Below are 14,247 nucleotides of genomic sequence, written 5' to 3'. Positions count from 1 at the left end.
ACCGCCGTCTCGGCGGAGTTCCCGTCAGTGGGTCCAGCCGGCGGCGGACTGGTCGTCGAAGGTGCGGTCGATGCGCTCGAAGCGGCGTCGAATCGAGCCGCGGGCCGCGCTGTGCGGTAGCACGTAGAGCCGGTTGGCTTCGATCGCGTCGGCGGTCAGGCGGGCCACCTCGTCGACGTTGAGGACGGAGTCGTCGCTCGGATCCGACGCCAACTGCTGCACCGAGTCCGCGCCGGACGCGGTGGCCGGGCCGTAGTCCTCGCTGCGCACGCGTTCGGTGTTGGCCAGCAGGTTGGTGTCGACGATCATCGGGCACAACACCGTCACACCGATGCCGTCGGCGCGCACCTCGCGCGACAACGTCTCCGCGAGCGCGACGACGCCGTATTTGGCGACGCAGTAGGGGCCCAGGCCGACGTTGGGAATCAGCCCGGCGAACGACGACGTGAACGCGATGTGGCTGTCGGCTTCCTGGGCGATCAGCCGGGGCAGGAACGCCTCGACGCCGTGAATCGGTCCCCACAGGTCGACGTCGATGACGAATCGCCAGTCGTCGTGGCTGGTCTGCGCGATCGGGCCGGCGTAGGCGATCCCGGCGTTGTTGAACACCAGGTGCACGTCACCGAACACGCCGAACGCCTCATCGGCCAACCGGTTGACGTCGTCGAACTTCCGCACGTCGCACACCACGCCGTGCGCGTCGACGCCATCGCCGCGCAGATCGGCTACCGCGCGGTCGAGCGCCGTCGAATCGATGTCGCTGAGCATGATGCGCGCCCCGCGTCGGGCGAACTCCTGAGCGGCGGCGAACCCGATACCGCTCGCGCCGCCGGTGATGACCGCTGCGCGTCCGTTGAACGTCTCCACCCGCCGAAGACTAGGCCGTCAGGACAGATCGCGGGGTCGATCCCACGCCGGCTCGCCCAGCCGGGCGCGGATCGCGCCCCACGGATCGGCGTAGGTTCCGGGTGTGTTCCGGTAAGCACCGCGGCGCTCGAGGAGCGCGCGCAGTAGCGGCGCGAGCGGGGTCAGCAGACGCATCACATATCGCGTCCAACCGGCATTGGCGGCGGCCTCGGCTTGCATGTCGGGCCACGAATAGTGCTGGAACTGAAGCGCTTCCTGCGCGCGGGTGGTGTCCATCCAATCGGTGACGAACCAGGTGTCGTCGCGGTCGGGGTCACCGGGCCTGCCGGGGGGTAGCACCCCGGGCAGGCCGCGGGCCGCCGCCAGCGCCGCGCCCACGTCGCCCTGGCGGATGCGGTGCGAGTCGTCGCCGGCGATCAGCAGGATCTCCCCGACGACGTCGGCGGTGGTCGCCGCGGCGAAGGCCCACGCGACATCGCGGACGTCGACGGTGTGCAGCCGGCCGTCGGTCGGTAGCAGGCTCTCGAAGTACAAGGCGTCGGCGCTCATCGGCATCGCGTTGGGATCGGTGCTCAGCACACCACCCAGGCGCAGCACCACCCACGGCAGTTTCGAGGCCCGCACGATCGCCTCGGCCTCCGCCTTGGTGCCGCTGTAGAGGTCGCAGGGCCGCATCGGGTCGTCAGCGCGCACGGGCGCCGCGGCCGTGTGCGGGTTGCGGGCACCGTAGACCGCGTTGCTCGATGCCTGGACGAAGCGCGGCGGCGCCGACTGCTGTTCGGCGATGCGCACCAGCGTCGCAGTGGCCTCGACGTTGACGCGCCGCGCCAGGCCCGGGTTCTTGTAGATCGGTGGCGGGATCACGGCGGCCAGATGAATGATCGCCTCGGGTGCGACGTCGCTGACCAACCGCTGCACCGCAGCCTCATCGGTCAGGTCGGTCCATCGCACGGTGACGCCCCGCGGCAGCTTCGCCTGTGCTTTCCTGTTCGCCGGGGTGTCCAGGTCGGCCACCACCACGGAGCGTCCGAGTTCGGCCAGCCGGCGTGCGGTCGCCGAACCGACCAGGCCGAAGCCGCCGGTCACCAATATCGCCCCCGCCATTACGCCTCCCACCTGCGAATATGACATTCTCTTTTTGCGAAAGTAGCATATTCACGTGGCGGGGAGGGCGGGTGCGGGTATGACAGGTGCGACATGAGTAGCAATGGGGCGCAAAAGCCGGAAGTCGCGAAGTGGGACCCCGCGTTCACCCGGGGCATCATCAACACGGTCGGCCCACTCATCAAGCGATACTTCCGCGCCGAGGTGCGCGACCTGGACGCCATGCCCGCGGCCGGGGGAGCGTTACTGGTGTCCAACCACTCGGGCGGCATGCTCACCCCCGATGTGCTCGTCTTCGCCCCGGCCTTCTATACGAAGTTCGGCTTCGACCGTCCCGTGTACACGCTCGGGCACGACGCCATCTTCGTCGGGCCCGTCGGCACACTGCTGCGTCGCGCCGGCGTCATCGGTGCCAACCGGGAGAACGCGGCGAAGGCGTTGCGCGAGGGTGCGGTGGTGCTGGTCTTCCCCGGAGGCGACTACGACTCCTACCGGCCGACGTTCAGCGAGAACGTCATCGACTTCGCCGGTCGCACGGGATACGTCCGGACCGCTGTCGAGTCCGGCGTACCGATCGTGCCCATGGTGTCGATCGGCGCCCAGGAGACACAACTGTTCCTCGCGCGTGGCGACTCGATCGCCCGGCGCATCGGGCTCAAGCGTTTACGCGCCGAGATCCTGCCCATCAGTGTCGGATTCCCGTTCGGGGTGTCGGTGTTCTTCCCGCCGAACCTCCCACTGCCCGCCAAGATCACCACGCGGGTGTTGCCGCCGATTAATGTGATCGAGCAGTTCGGAAAGGACCCCGACGTGAAGGAGGTCGATGCGCACGTGCGCTCCGTGATGCAGACCGCGCTCGACGAACTGGCCGCCGAACGCCGGTTCCCGGTACTGGGCTGACCGATGGCTGACGTTCTCGGACTCGTGCAGACGCTGTGGCGGGCCGGCTTGATCGCGCCGCTGCGGCCCGATAAGTACCTGCGGATGGGCGCGGCGATGCGGCGCGTGGGCATGACCGCGACGGTCGGCTTCGCCGCGGCCGCGCAGCGCTGCCCGGACCGCCCAGGACTCGTCGACGAGCGCGGCACCCTGACCTGGAAGCAGATCGACGATCGCTGCGACGCGGTGGCCACCGGGCTGCAAGCCCTACCCGGCGGCACGCCGAAAACCGTTGCCGTGATGTGCCGCAACCATCGCGGCTTCATCGAGTCCCTGGTGGCCTCAAACCGAATCGGCGCCGACGTGCTGCTGCTCAACACCTCGTTCGCGGGTCCGGCCATGGCCGAGGTGGTCGATCGGGAAGGCGCCGACGTCGTCATCTTCGACGAGGAGTTCGCCGAGATCGTCGACCGGGCCATGGCCGACAAACCCGACGCGACGCGGATCCTCGCCTGGACCGACGAAGCTACCGACGGGCTGACCCTCGATCAGCTCATCGAGTCCAATCTCGGCAAGCGGCCCGCCGCCACCGAACGCAACAGCGACATCATCCTGCTGACGTCGGGCACCACGGGAACCCCGAAAGGCGCCAAACGCGGTCAAGGCAGTGGCGGCGCAGGCGATCTCAAGGCGGTGCTGGACCGGACGCCGTGGCGCGCCGAGGAGGCCACCGTCATCGTCGCGCCGATGTTCCACGCGTGGGGCTTCTCGCAGCTGTTGTTCGCCGCGCTGCTCGCCTGCACCATCGTCACCCGCCGCAAGTTCGACCCCGAGGCCACGCTGGAACTGGTCGACCGGTACAAGGCGACCGGTCTGGCGGTGGTGCCGGTCATGTTCGACCGGATCATGGACCTCCCCGACGAGGTGTTGAACCGCTACAGCGGCAAGTCACTTCGCTTCGCGACGGCGTCAGGTTCGCGGATGCGGCCCGATGTCGTGATCAAGTTCATGGACCGGTTCGGCGACGTGATCTACAACAACTACAACGCCACCGAAGCGGGCATGATCGCCACCGCGACGCCGTCCGACCTGCGAGCGGCTCCCGACACGGCCGGGACCCCCGCCGACGGCACCGAGATCCGCATCTACGACGCTGAATTCAACGAACTTCCCGCCGGCGAGACGGGTCAGATCTTCGTCCGCAGCGGCACGTTGTTCGACGGGTACACCTCTGGCCAGACCAAGGACTTCCGCGACGGTTTCATGGCGTCGGGAGACGTCGGTTACCTCGACGAAGCCGGGCGGTTGTTCGTGGTCGGCCGCGACGACGAGATGATCGTCTCCGGTGGAGAGAACGTGTACCCGATCGAGGTCGAGAAAACGCTGGCCCAGCACTCCGATGTCAAGGAGGCGGTGGTGCTGGGCGTCGACGACGAGCAGTACGGTCAGCGCCTCGTGGCCTTCGTCGTGCTCAACGAGGGCAAGAGCGCAGGCCCCGACGACCTCAAACAGCACGTCCGTGACAACCTCGCCAACTACAAGGTGCCGCGGCAGATCACCGTCCTCGACGAACTCCCACGCGGCAACACCGGCAAGGTGGCTCGAAAGGACCTGCTCGACCTGGTCGACTAACGGGCCGCGGGGGCCGGTGCCATCGCCGTGCCCACCAAGGACAACGCGGGAAGCCCTGCCGCGGAGCGAATCTCGTCGAGGCCGTGCACCATGGCGTCGGTGGCCTCGTGGATGTCGTCGAAGGTCACGTCGTCGGACAGGATCGAGATGTCCACCTGGTCGACGTAACTCCACACCGTCATGTTGAACGCGCTGCCGGCCGACAGCACGCCGATCGAGTAGATCTCGCTCACCGGGGCGCCGCCGATGTGGCCGCGGCGGCGTGGTCCGGGCACGCTCGACACCGCGACATTCATCAGCGGGTTGTGCTTGGCTCGTTGGCTCTGCCAGCGGAGGAGCGTCGGTGTCAGTGGGGGAGGGAGGTACTCCATCAACTGTCCCTGCAACTTGGGGCCGAGCAGTTCGTAGTTCTCCTTGGCTCGCGCCGTCGCCACGGACGTCAGCCGGACTCGTTCGAGCGGATCGTCGATATGAACGGGCAGCGATACCGACAGGCCACCGATCTCGTTGCCGGTGACCCGGTCCGGGGACAGATCGGTGCTCACCGGGACCGACGCCATCAGGGGCCGGTCAGCGCGCCCGTCGTATCGCAACAGCAGTTCGCGCAGCCCACCTGCAGCGGTGGCCAGCACGATGTCGTTGAACGTCACCTTCAGTTGTTTGGCCGTCTCCTTGACCTCGGCCAGCGACAGCGACGCCGTGGCGAACGTGCGCCCCGGCGAGACCACGTGGTTGAGGAACGTCGGCGGTGTGCGGAACATCTTCGCCAGGTCCGGTTGCTCGGTGCGCTCCTTGGCACGGCGCCGCAACTTGGTGAACCCGCGCACCGCGTCGCGAGCGAGCGTGGGCAGCGCGGCGACGTTCGTGGCGTGGTCGCGCATCGCGACCTTCACCAGATCGGATCGACCCGGGGCGTCGCACACGGCGTACTCCTCGCGCTCGTTCTGCGTGCCGTCCGCGAGATCCATCAGCCGCGCAAGCAGATTCGCCGACGCCACACCGTCGGCCAGGGTGTGGTGCACCTTCCCGATGAGCGCGAACCGGTCGTCGGCCATCCCCTCAGCGAAGTGGAACTCCCACAGCGGGCGGCTGCGGTCGAGCGGTGTGCTGGCGATCCGGCCGATGACCTCGTCGAGCTCGCGGCGACCACCCGGGCTCGGCACGTGGACGCGGCGCAGGTGGTAGTCGAGGTCCACCGGGCAGTCTTCCAGCCACATCGGGTGATGCAACTTCCACGGGATGTCGACGAGCCGGTAGCGCAGGGGGTCGAGCAGGTGCAGTCGCCGGGCGATGGTCCGACGGAACAGGTCGAAGGTGAATTCACCGTCGAAATCGGCGGCGTTGATGATGGCGACCTTCAACGTGTGCGTGTGGAGGTTGGGCGTCTCGCTGTAGAGCAGCATGGCGTCCATGCCGTTGAGTCGCTTCATTTCCCCACCCCCTGCAGCCTCGGAGCCCAAGCGTCCATCGAACCACTCCGACGGCCATGATCGGGGGGTTTCGGTCGGCGGGAGCCAAGCGCGTGTCCCTGGCTATTGTTAGTTGGTCGAACGATTGGAGTGGGCCGATGAGGGCGATCGTGTGCCGGGAGTACTGCCAACCCGAAGATCTGGTGCTCGACGAAGTTCCCGATCCGACACCGAAACCCGGTGAGGTTGTGATCAGGGTGCGCGCGGCCGCGGTCAACTATCCCGACGTGTTGTTGATCGGCGGCAACTACCAGGTCAAGGTGCCGCCACCGTTCAGCCCCGGCAGCGAGATGGCCGGAGAGGTGATCGCCGTCGGTGACGGCGTCGACTGCCGCGTCGGTTCCCGAGTGACGGCGACGACATTCGTCGGCGCCTTCGCCGAGCAGGCGGTGGTGGACGCACGCGCGGTGTCGCCGATTCCTGACGGCGTCGACTACGCCGTAGCCGCGGCGTTTGGTGTCACGTATCGGACCGCGTTCTACACCTTGCGTACCGTCGCGCCGGTACAACCGGGTGACTGGGTCGTCGTGCTCGGTGCGGCCGGGGGCGTCGGACTCGCCGCGGTCGACATCGCGCGACTCCTCGGCGGCAGGGTGCTGGCCGCGGCTTCGGGTAAAGAGAAGCTCGATCTGTGCCGCGAGCGCGGCGCCGAAGCATGTGTGGACTACGACCGCGAAAACCTGCGCGATCGGATCAAGGAGATCACCGGCAAGGCCGGCGCACAGATCGTCGTCGACCCCGTCGGCGGACCGTACTCCCTGCCCGCGCTGCGCGGCCTCGGGCGGGGCGGAACCTTCGTCACACTCGGCTATGCGGCCGGCGAGATTCCATCTGTTCCGCTCAATCTGGTTCTGCTGAAGGGTATTACAGCCCGCGGCATGGAGATCCGCACCTTTGCGTCGGACTACCCGGAAGAGGTGGTACGCGACGACGAGGAACTACACGCCCTCTACGCCGAAGGCAAGCTCCGTCCCTACATCGGCGCCCGGTTTGCACTCGACGACGCCGCGGCCGCCTTACGTCACGTCGCCGAGCGCAAGGCCATTGGCAAGGTCGTCATCGACATCTAGGTCGTGCGCCTAGTCCAGAGCCGCCAGCGCGGCGCGGGTGTCGAGGTCGATGAACGCGGCCGAATACCGTTGCGCCAGCGCCAGACAGATGTCGGCGCCTTGCCACGCGTCGCCGCCGGAGAGCGTCGCCATCCAGATGGCCAGCCCGTGTGCGACCGACGCGCGGTACCGCAGCCACACTTCCTCGGCTGACGGGAGTTCGGCGGCGGGCAGAGTGAGCGCTGCGCGGTACTCATCGAGCAGGTCGCGTTCGGCCCGCCTGCGGTCCTCGATCGTCAGCGCCCCCTGCAGGAAATAGCCGAAATCCAGGGACCAGTTACCGCGTCGAGCCATCTGCCAGTCCAGGAACCCCACCTCGTCATCGGGCAGCACATAGGTGTTGCCGATGTGCGGATCGCCGTGCAGCAGGGTCGGGGCGGACGTCGAAGATCCAGTCAGGGTGCCGATGTAGCGGGCCCAGATGTCGACGAACAGGTCGGTGCCGCTGAGGCCGAGTATCTGAGAGGAGACGGTGTCGCCCAGTCGATCTCGGGCGATGTCGAGTGGCGCATGCTCGAGTCCTTCGAAGGCGACGAACGGCTCGAGCCAGTCCAGCGCCGGGTTCGCGGTCAGCCGCTCACCCCAGAACTGGCTGTGCATGCGCGCCAGTCCGCGGACGCCGTTGGCAACCTGCTCGACCGACATCGGCCGGGTGGAGTCGCGTGGGTCGGCGCCGCGCGCGACGACATCCTCCATGATCATCACAAAGTTCGAGCCGGGCTCGTCGATCAACGCGGCGTAGACGGTCGGATGGTCAAGCGGCAGCGACACACCCGAACTGAACAGCCTCGGCTCGTGGAACAGGCCGCTGGTGAGAGCGACGAGTTCGGCGTGGTCGGGGTCGACGGCCTTGGCGAACACCGTCTTCGGACCCGACCCCGTCGAATACTTCAGCGCCAGCCGCGCCCGGCGATTGGTGCCGTCGTCGCGCAGCGCGACGCTGACGTCCTCGACGGTGGCGCCCGGGAAGTGCTTCGCGAGCGCCGCCGTCATCCACCCCGGTGTGATCTCCTCCCAGCTGCGCGGAAGCGACAGCTCGGCAGCGGTCATCTGGGTGCCTACTTGAGGCAGCTGCCGCCGTCGACCGGCAGCGTCACCCCGGTGATGTAGCGGCTCTCGTCGGAGGCCAGGAACAGCACGGCGTTGGCAATGTCCTCGGGCTCGACCCAGCCGATCGGCAGCGTGTGCATCATCTGGCCGACGACCTTCATATCGTCGGGACCCGGATTCTCCAGGTCGGGACGGAACAGTTTCATGGTGCCCTCGTTCATGAACAACGGGGTGTTCACGTTGGTCGGGTGCACGGAGTTGACGCGGATGTTCTGGGCGCCGAGCTCGACGGCGAAGGTTCGCATCAGGCCCACCACACCGTGTTTCGCGGCAACGTAGTGGCCCGTGTGCGGGTAGGCCTTCAGGCCGCCGACCGAGCTGGTGAGGATGATCGAGCCACCGCGTCCACCGGCCAGGATGTGCGGCACGCCCGCCTTGACGGTCTTCCAGACGCCGGCGAGGTTGACGTCGATCATGTCGGTCCAGTCTTCTTCGCTGGTCTTGTCCAGCGTGGCACCGCCGTTGCCGATGCCGGCATTGGCAACGATGATGTCCAGCCGGCCGAGTTGCTCGACACCTGTGTCGACGGCGGACTTGAGTGCTTCGAAGTCGCGGGTGTCGACCTCGGCGGTGTAGATGCGTCGGTTGAGGCCCTTCACCAGATCGGCGGTCTCGGCAAGGTCTTCGGGCGTCGACAGTGGAATCTGCACGCTGTCGATCTGCTTGCAGATGTCGACGGCGATGATATCGGCGCCTTCCTGCGCCAGCCGTACGGCATGGGCGCGGCCCTGGCCGCGGGCGGCGCCGGTGATGAAAGCGACCTTGCCTTCAACGCGTCCGGTCATCGGTTACCTCAATTCGTTGTCGTAACAGGGGGTTTGGGTTCTATTTCGAGTTGACAAAGGTGGGCATGGTTTCCCAGCCGCGGACCGCGGTGGTCGGCGATGGGCGCGCGTTGGGCCAGTCGACCTCCCAGGTCGGGAATCTCTTGAGGATTTCCTCGAGCGCGATCCGGCCCTCCAGGCGTGCCAGCGCGTTACCCATGCAGAAGTGCGTTCCCGCTCCGAACGTCATGTGGGAGTGCAGCTCTCGGTGGATATCGAAGACGTCGCCGTCCGGCGGGAAGCGGCGATGGTCGCGGTTGGCGGCGCCCACCAGCATCAGCATCGCCGATCCCTCCGGCACCGTCTGACCGTAGTACTCGACGTCGCGCGTCACGTACCGGGCGATCTGCAGCGCCGGCGGTTCCCAGCGCAGGATCTCCTCGATCGCTTGCGGGATGAGGGCCGGGTCGGCGACCAACTCGGCGCGCTGGTCCGGATAGTCGGCGAGTGTCTTTCCGGCCCAACCGATCAAGCGTGTCGTGGTTTCGCTGCCCGCGGTGGCGATGACCGTCAGGTACATCAGCAGTTCCTCGCGGCGCAGTCGGCGACGGGTGCCGGTCTCGTCTTCGAACTCGGCGTTGAGCAGGTCGGTCATGATGTCGTCGGAGGGATGCTCGGTGCGGTAGTCGATGAATTCGGCGAACACCTCACCGCTGGCCATCAGGTCGACTGAGTCGCTCTGCAACGTCGCCTCACCGTGCTCGGTGACGCGGCGCTGGTCGGCTTCCGGTATGCCCAAGAGCATTCCGATGACCCGCATCGGCATCTGCGCGCCGAGATCGTTGACGAAGTCGAATTTGTCCGTGCCGGTCAACGGGTCCAGGCATCCGGCGGTGAACTCGCGGATCTGGGGTTCCAGCGCCTGCACCTTGCGCGGGGTGAACACCCGGGACAGCAGGTTGCGGTGGATGTTGTGGATCGGCGGATCCTCGAAAATCAGTGTGCCCGGGGGGATCTCCATCCCCGACTTGATGATCTCGAGCAACGCGCCGCGACCCGAGATGAAGGTCTGGTGGTCGATGACGGCCTTGTTGACATCCTCGAACCGGCTCAACGCGTAGAAGTCGTGTTTGGCGTTGTAGTACAGCGGGGCCTCTTCGCGCAGGCGCGCGAAGACCGCGTACGGGTTCATGTTGAGTTCGATGCTGTACGGGTCGTAGTACAACTCGTCCTGTTCCGCATCGTGCACGTCGGGATTTTCAGCGCTGATCGTCACCGGATCGCCTCTCGCCGGTCAGGTCGCGTAAGACAGTGGGCTGGCATTTGTCTCACAACTCTGGCATTCGTCATGAAGGAGTGTCAACAAGGGATTCAAATCGGAATATTTAAGCTCTTCGCTCAGAAGAATACGATTCTCTGCACCGCCTGTCAGGCGCCGTTCCGGGGCGCGGTGGGAGCGAGAACGCGATTCTCGCGCCAGAGGTGAGAACGGAGTTCTCCGCCTACTGGGCGGCAAATCCGTGCGAGACGAAGTCCCAGACCTCGTCGGCGGTGATCGGATGCGTGGTGCCGTCCTCGGCACCGTTGGACTGTGCCACGAACATGACCGTCTGCATGGTCATGGCCGCCATCCGCTTCGGGTTGATGCCCTCCCGCAGCTGGCCCGCCTCACCGGCCTCTTCCATCAGCTCGGTCAGCAGCGCGAGCAGCGGCGCGTGTGCGATCTTGACCTCGGCGGGGTGCGAGAGCAGGAGCCGAGGGGCGAAGTCGGTGAACAGCGGGCGCTTTGCCGTCGGGTCCGGACGCGAGGATTCGAAGAGCAACTGCACGGCGACCTTGAGTCGCTCGATCGGCTCGTCCTCGGTGGTGGTGGCGGCGCGGATCTGGTCTGCAGACCGACTCAGTGCGTCCTCGAAGAGGGCCAACAGCAGCTCGTGCTTACCGTCGAACTGCAGGTAGAAGCTGCGGAGCGACTGCCGCGAGCGGTCGACGACCTCTTGGACGGTGAAGTCGGTGCTGCCCTTTTCGATGATGATCGCCTGCGCGGCGTCCAGGAAGCGCTGCACGCGTTGCGCGGCCCGTAACTTCGCGGTTTTGATCGACCGTTCGACCGCGCGCTGCTTCCAGGCAGGCTCCTCGCTGGGGCTCGTCACCGGCGGCTCAGACGCCGGCCGGGTGGGGAGAACATGAACTGACTGTACCGGAGAACGTCTCGCCATTGCGGTCCTCGACCCCCTCGCGGCCAACGTGTCAGAGATTGTAACTTTCTCACGATGAGAATAGTATTCTCATTTTGGAGATAACAATAGTCCTACCAAAGATTTGATCCGGCGGGAGTCCCGTGCAGCTCACCTTCGATGCTGATGTCGAGGCGTTCCGCGCCGAATTCAACGCCTTCCTCGACGAACAGCTTCCCTCCGATGCCGTCGCCCGGGAGCGGTCGCGGTCCAGCAGCGACGTGCCGGGCTGGGCCCGCGACTGGCAACGGCTGATGTTCGACAACGGATGGCTGCTGCCGGGCTACCCGCCGGAGTTCGGCGGGCGCAACGCGACGATCCTGCAGCAGTACGTCCATCAGGAGGAGCTGGCGCGCCGGCGGGTGTATCTGACCTACAACGTGCAGGGCGTCGGGATCATCTCGGCATCGCTGATCTCGTTCGGGACACCCGAACAGCAGCAGCGCTGGGCGGTGCCGATCCTGCGCGCGGAGATCACCGCGTCGCTCGGGATGAGTGAACCGGGCGCCGGATCGGACCTGGCGTCTCTGCGCACCACCGCGGTGCGCGACGGGGACCATTTCGTCGTCAACGGGCAGAAGGTGTGGACCTCGGGGGCACACGACGCCGACGTCCTGCTGACTTTCGTTCGTAGCGATCCGAAAGCGCCCAAGCACAAGGGCATCAGCGTGCTGATGATCCCGACGGACCTCCCGGGCGTGGTGCGGCGGCCGTTCGCGTCGCTGTGCGGCACCGACGACCTGGATTTCAACGAGGTCTTCTTCAACGACGTCCGGGTGCCCGCCGAGAACCTGGTGGGACCGTTGAACGAGGGTTGGCGGGTCGCCAACGGCTCGCTCGGGCACGAGCGAAACATGCTGTGGCTCAGCTATGCGGACCGCCTGCAAGAGCTGGTCGAGGATTACCGTCCCACCTCGGCCCTTGATCGTGACCGGTATGCCGGGCTGGTGATGGACAACCAGGCGCTGCGCCTTCTCGGCTCGGTGGCACTCGCCCGTGCCGCGCGTGGCGACGAGGACGCGGCCGCGCTGTCGGTGCTCAAACTGTTCGGTTCAGAGGCGTCGCAGTCAGCGGCGGAGTACGCGCTGGCCGCCGCGGGAACGGACGCGCTGCCCGCACCGAACTTTTCGGGCCCATACAGCGCACAGCATCTGGAGCTGTACCGGTGCGGGTGGTTCGAGCGGTACGTCCGCACATTCGGCGGCACCATCGCCGGTGGCACCTCGGAGATCCAACGCAACATCATCGCCCAGCGGTTGCTGGGACTGCCTCGAAACTAGAAGGACTGCAACATGTACATCGAGTACGAGGTCGCCGATCGCATCGCGACCATCACCCTGAACCGGCCCGAGGCCGCCAACGCGCAGAACCCGGAACTGCTCGACGAACTCGACGGGGCATGGACCCGCGCGGCCGAGGACCCCGAGGTGTCGGTGATCGTGTTGCGTGCCAACGGGAAGCACTTCTCGGCCGGACACGACCTGCGCGGCGGCGGACCGGTACCGGACAAGATCACGCTGGAGTTCATCATCGAGCACGAGGCCAAGCGCTATCTGGAGTACACGCTGCGCTGGCGCAACGTGCCCAAGCCGTCGATCGCCGCGGTGCAGGGCCGGTGTATCTCCGGAGGGCTGCTGCTGTGCTGGCCGTGCGATCTGATCATCGCCGCCGACGACGCCCAGTTCTCGGACCCGGTGGTGCTGATGGGCATCGGCGGCGTCGAATACCACGGCCACACTTGGGAACTCGGACCGCGGAAGGCCAAGGAGATCCTGTTCACCGGCCGCGCGATGACGGCCGAGGAGGTCGCGGCCACCGGCATGGTGAACAAGGTGGTGCCTCGCGATCAGCTCGACTCGGAGACTAGGGCGATGGCCGAGCAGATCGCCAAGATGTCACCGTTCGCGCTGCGCCAAGCCAAGCGTGCCGTGAACCAGACGCTCGACGTGCAGGGGTTCTACGCCGCCATCCAGTCGGTGTTCGACATCCACCAGACCGGCCACGGCAACGCGCTCAGTGTCGGCGGATGGCCGGTGCTGGTGAACCTCGACGAGATGAAAGCCAGCATCCAGTAATCTTTTGTGCCGCGAGCGTGCGTGTTTGCACACAACATGCCGCCAGTTTTCGTCACTTTGCGCGCGCTCACGCGGCGCGAGCGTGACGAAGTTGTCGATCGACCCTCGCTACGAGATCCGCTGGCCGGTGTCGCACATCGTCGAAGACGATCGCGATGACGGTCCAGCCGACGTCCTGCAAGGCGAGTTGACGCCGACGGTCGTTGCGCAACACGTCGGGTTCGGTGTGCCAATCGATGCCGTCATACTCGACCGCGACGCCGAAATCGGGCCATGCGAAGTCGAGACGTCGTAGCTGTCCGTTGCCGTCGACAACCTCGTACTGCAGTTCGGGCATCGGCAAGCCACCGTCGATCATCGCAAGTCGCGCTTCACTTTCCATCGGCGACTCGGCGCGCGCGTCGGCGAGAGGCAGAAGGTCGCGCACCGCGACGATGCCGCGCCGACCGGCCTGTCGAATTGCCGCGCGCCACAACTCCGCCCGGTTGCAGGTGCCTGAGCGGAGCGCGGCGTCGAGCGTTGCTAGCGCACGCGGCCGACGCAAGGTGGGGGCCACTTCGATCGCGGTCCACGCCGGGGACGTGGCGAGCCGCCCGGCGGCCTGCACCAGCGACGCGCCGTCGCGGCGGTGCACGACCAGACCGTCTGCCTTGCGCAACTGGTGACCGGGCGGATTGAGGACGTGAAGTTCGTCGGGTTCCTCGGTGTCGAAGCCGAACAAAGCGGCCGCGGTCGACAGGCATACCGGGACCGTTGTGCCACACGAGAGGTCCAGGCCCCGCAACCGCATCTCGTCGGTCGGCTCGCCCAGACAGTAGATCCCGTGCCAGAGTCGCTCGAGATACTTGGCTTTCAGTACCGATTCGAACGTGTATCGAGGAATGATCGCCAGGATCTGGCCGCTGGTCGCCACTCCACCTTGCTCGTCGAACAACTGCCTCAGGGCGGTATCCATGACGGCAATCGTCGCGCCGACGCGTCAACACCTCGGGCGCGAAGAA

The 14,247-nt window shown here is 66.5% G+C and carries 13 protein-coding genes; 5 read left to right on the top strand and 8 right to left on the bottom strand.

Annotation, left to right across the window (positions count from 1 at the left end; genetic code table 11):
- Window positions 1–24: 24 nt before the first annotated feature.
- Together A5759_RS21610 and A5759_RS21605 are read right to left on the bottom strand one after the other, a co-directional pair.
- Window positions 25–867, bottom strand: a complete 843-nt coding sequence (locus A5759_RS21610) for an SDR family NAD(P)-dependent oxidoreductase (protein WP_068201050.1) — start codon at window positions 865–867, stop codon at window positions 25–27.
- A gap of 18 nt (window positions 868–885) precedes the next feature.
- Window positions 886–1,971, bottom strand: a complete 1,086-nt coding sequence (locus A5759_RS21605; protein WP_066845212.1) for an NAD(P)-dependent oxidoreductase — start codon at window positions 1,969–1,971, stop codon at window positions 886–888.
- A 93-nt stretch (window positions 1,972–2,064) separates the two neighbouring features.
- Here A5759_RS21605 and A5759_RS21600 point away from each other — a divergent pair, with 93 nt between their 5' ends.
- Together A5759_RS21600 and fadD12 are read left to right on the top strand one after the other, a co-directional pair.
- Complete coding sequence (locus A5759_RS21600) at window positions 2,065–2,871, top strand: lysophospholipid acyltransferase family protein (RefSeq protein WP_068201048.1); 807 nt, start codon at window positions 2,065–2,067, stop codon at window positions 2,869–2,871.
- A 3-nt stretch (window positions 2,872–2,874) separates the two neighbouring features.
- A complete protein-coding gene (gene fadD12, locus A5759_RS21595; protein WP_068201047.1) occupies window positions 2,875–4,482 on the top strand; it encodes an acyl-CoA ligase FadD12 in 1,608 nt (535 codons plus the stop codon).
- On the opposite strand, the gene A5759_RS21590 is transcribed toward fadD12, so the two are convergent.
- The gene (locus tag A5759_RS21590; protein ID WP_068201045.1) at window positions 4,479–5,912 is read right to left on the bottom strand and encodes a wax ester/triacylglycerol synthase family O-acyltransferase; all 1,434 of its coding nucleotides are present in this window, start codon (window positions 5,910–5,912) and stop codon (window positions 4,479–4,481) included. The two genes, fadD12 and A5759_RS21590, sit on opposite strands and share 4 nt — an antisense overlap.
- A 137-nt stretch (window positions 5,913–6,049) precedes the next feature.
- Between A5759_RS21590 and A5759_RS21585 the strand changes: the two genes are divergently transcribed.
- Window positions 6,050–7,021 (top strand): NADPH:quinone oxidoreductase family protein, encoded by a 972-nt coding sequence (locus tag A5759_RS21585; protein WP_068201043.1) that lies wholly within the window; start codon window positions 6,050–6,052, stop codon window positions 7,019–7,021.
- A 9-nt stretch (window positions 7,022–7,030) separates the two neighbouring features.
- Here the strand turns inward: A5759_RS21585 and A5759_RS21580 are convergent, their stop codons facing one another.
- The 4 genes from A5759_RS21580 to A5759_RS21565 form a co-directional block, all read right to left on the bottom strand.
- Window positions 7,031–8,110 carry a phosphotransferase gene (locus A5759_RS21580; protein WP_068201041.1) on the bottom strand — a complete coding sequence of 360 codons (1,080 nt, stop codon included), beginning with the start codon at window positions 8,108–8,110 and terminating at the stop codon, window positions 7,031–7,033.
- 8 nt (window positions 8,111–8,118) lie between these two features.
- Window positions 8,119–8,955: a mycofactocin-coupled SDR family oxidoreductase gene (locus tag A5759_RS21575; RefSeq protein ID WP_068201039.1), complete on the bottom strand. Its 837-nt coding sequence runs from the start codon at window positions 8,953–8,955 to the stop codon at window positions 8,119–8,121.
- Window positions 8,956–8,995: 40 nt separating this feature from the next.
- Window positions 8,996–10,126 carry a cytochrome P450 gene (locus A5759_RS21570; protein ID WP_231984719.1) on the bottom strand — a complete coding sequence of 377 codons (1,131 nt, stop codon included), beginning with the start codon at window positions 10,124–10,126 and terminating at the stop codon, window positions 8,996–8,998.
- 310 nt (window positions 10,127–10,436) lie between these two features.
- Window positions 10,437–11,153, bottom strand: coding sequence for a TetR/AcrR family transcriptional regulator (locus A5759_RS21565; RefSeq protein WP_082961723.1), 717 nt, complete (start codon window positions 11,151–11,153; stop codon window positions 10,437–10,439).
- 122 nt (window positions 11,154–11,275) lie between these two features.
- On the opposite strand from A5759_RS21565, the gene A5759_RS21560 reads away from it, so the two are divergent.
- Both A5759_RS21560 and A5759_RS21555 read left to right on the top strand, forming a co-directional pair.
- Window positions 11,276–12,451 carry an acyl-CoA dehydrogenase family protein gene (locus tag A5759_RS21560; protein ID WP_068201036.1) on the top strand — a complete coding sequence of 392 codons (1,176 nt, stop codon included), beginning with the start codon at window positions 11,276–11,278 and terminating at the stop codon, window positions 12,449–12,451.
- A gap of 12 nt (window positions 12,452–12,463) precedes the next feature.
- Window positions 12,464–13,246 carry an enoyl-CoA hydratase gene (locus A5759_RS21555; RefSeq protein WP_068201034.1) on the top strand — a complete coding sequence of 261 codons (783 nt, stop codon included), beginning with the start codon at window positions 12,464–12,466 and terminating at the stop codon, window positions 13,244–13,246.
- A 67-nt stretch (window positions 13,247–13,313) separates the two neighbouring features.
- Here the strand turns inward: A5759_RS21555 and A5759_RS21550 are convergent, their stop codons facing one another.
- Complete coding sequence (locus tag A5759_RS21550) at window positions 13,314–14,201, bottom strand: type IV toxin-antitoxin system AbiEi family antitoxin domain-containing protein (protein WP_068201033.1); 888 nt, start codon at window positions 14,199–14,201, stop codon at window positions 13,314–13,316.
- Between the last annotated feature and the right edge of the window lie 46 nt (window positions 14,202–14,247).

The organism is Mycobacterium sp. 852014-52144_SCH5372336 (genome assembly GCF_001665615.1).
In the GTDB taxonomy this organism is placed as follows: Bacteria; Actinomycetota; Actinomycetes; order Mycobacteriales; family Mycobacteriaceae; genus Mycobacterium; species Mycobacterium neumannii_A.
This window is presented reverse-complemented; position numbering and strand designations above follow the sequence as displayed.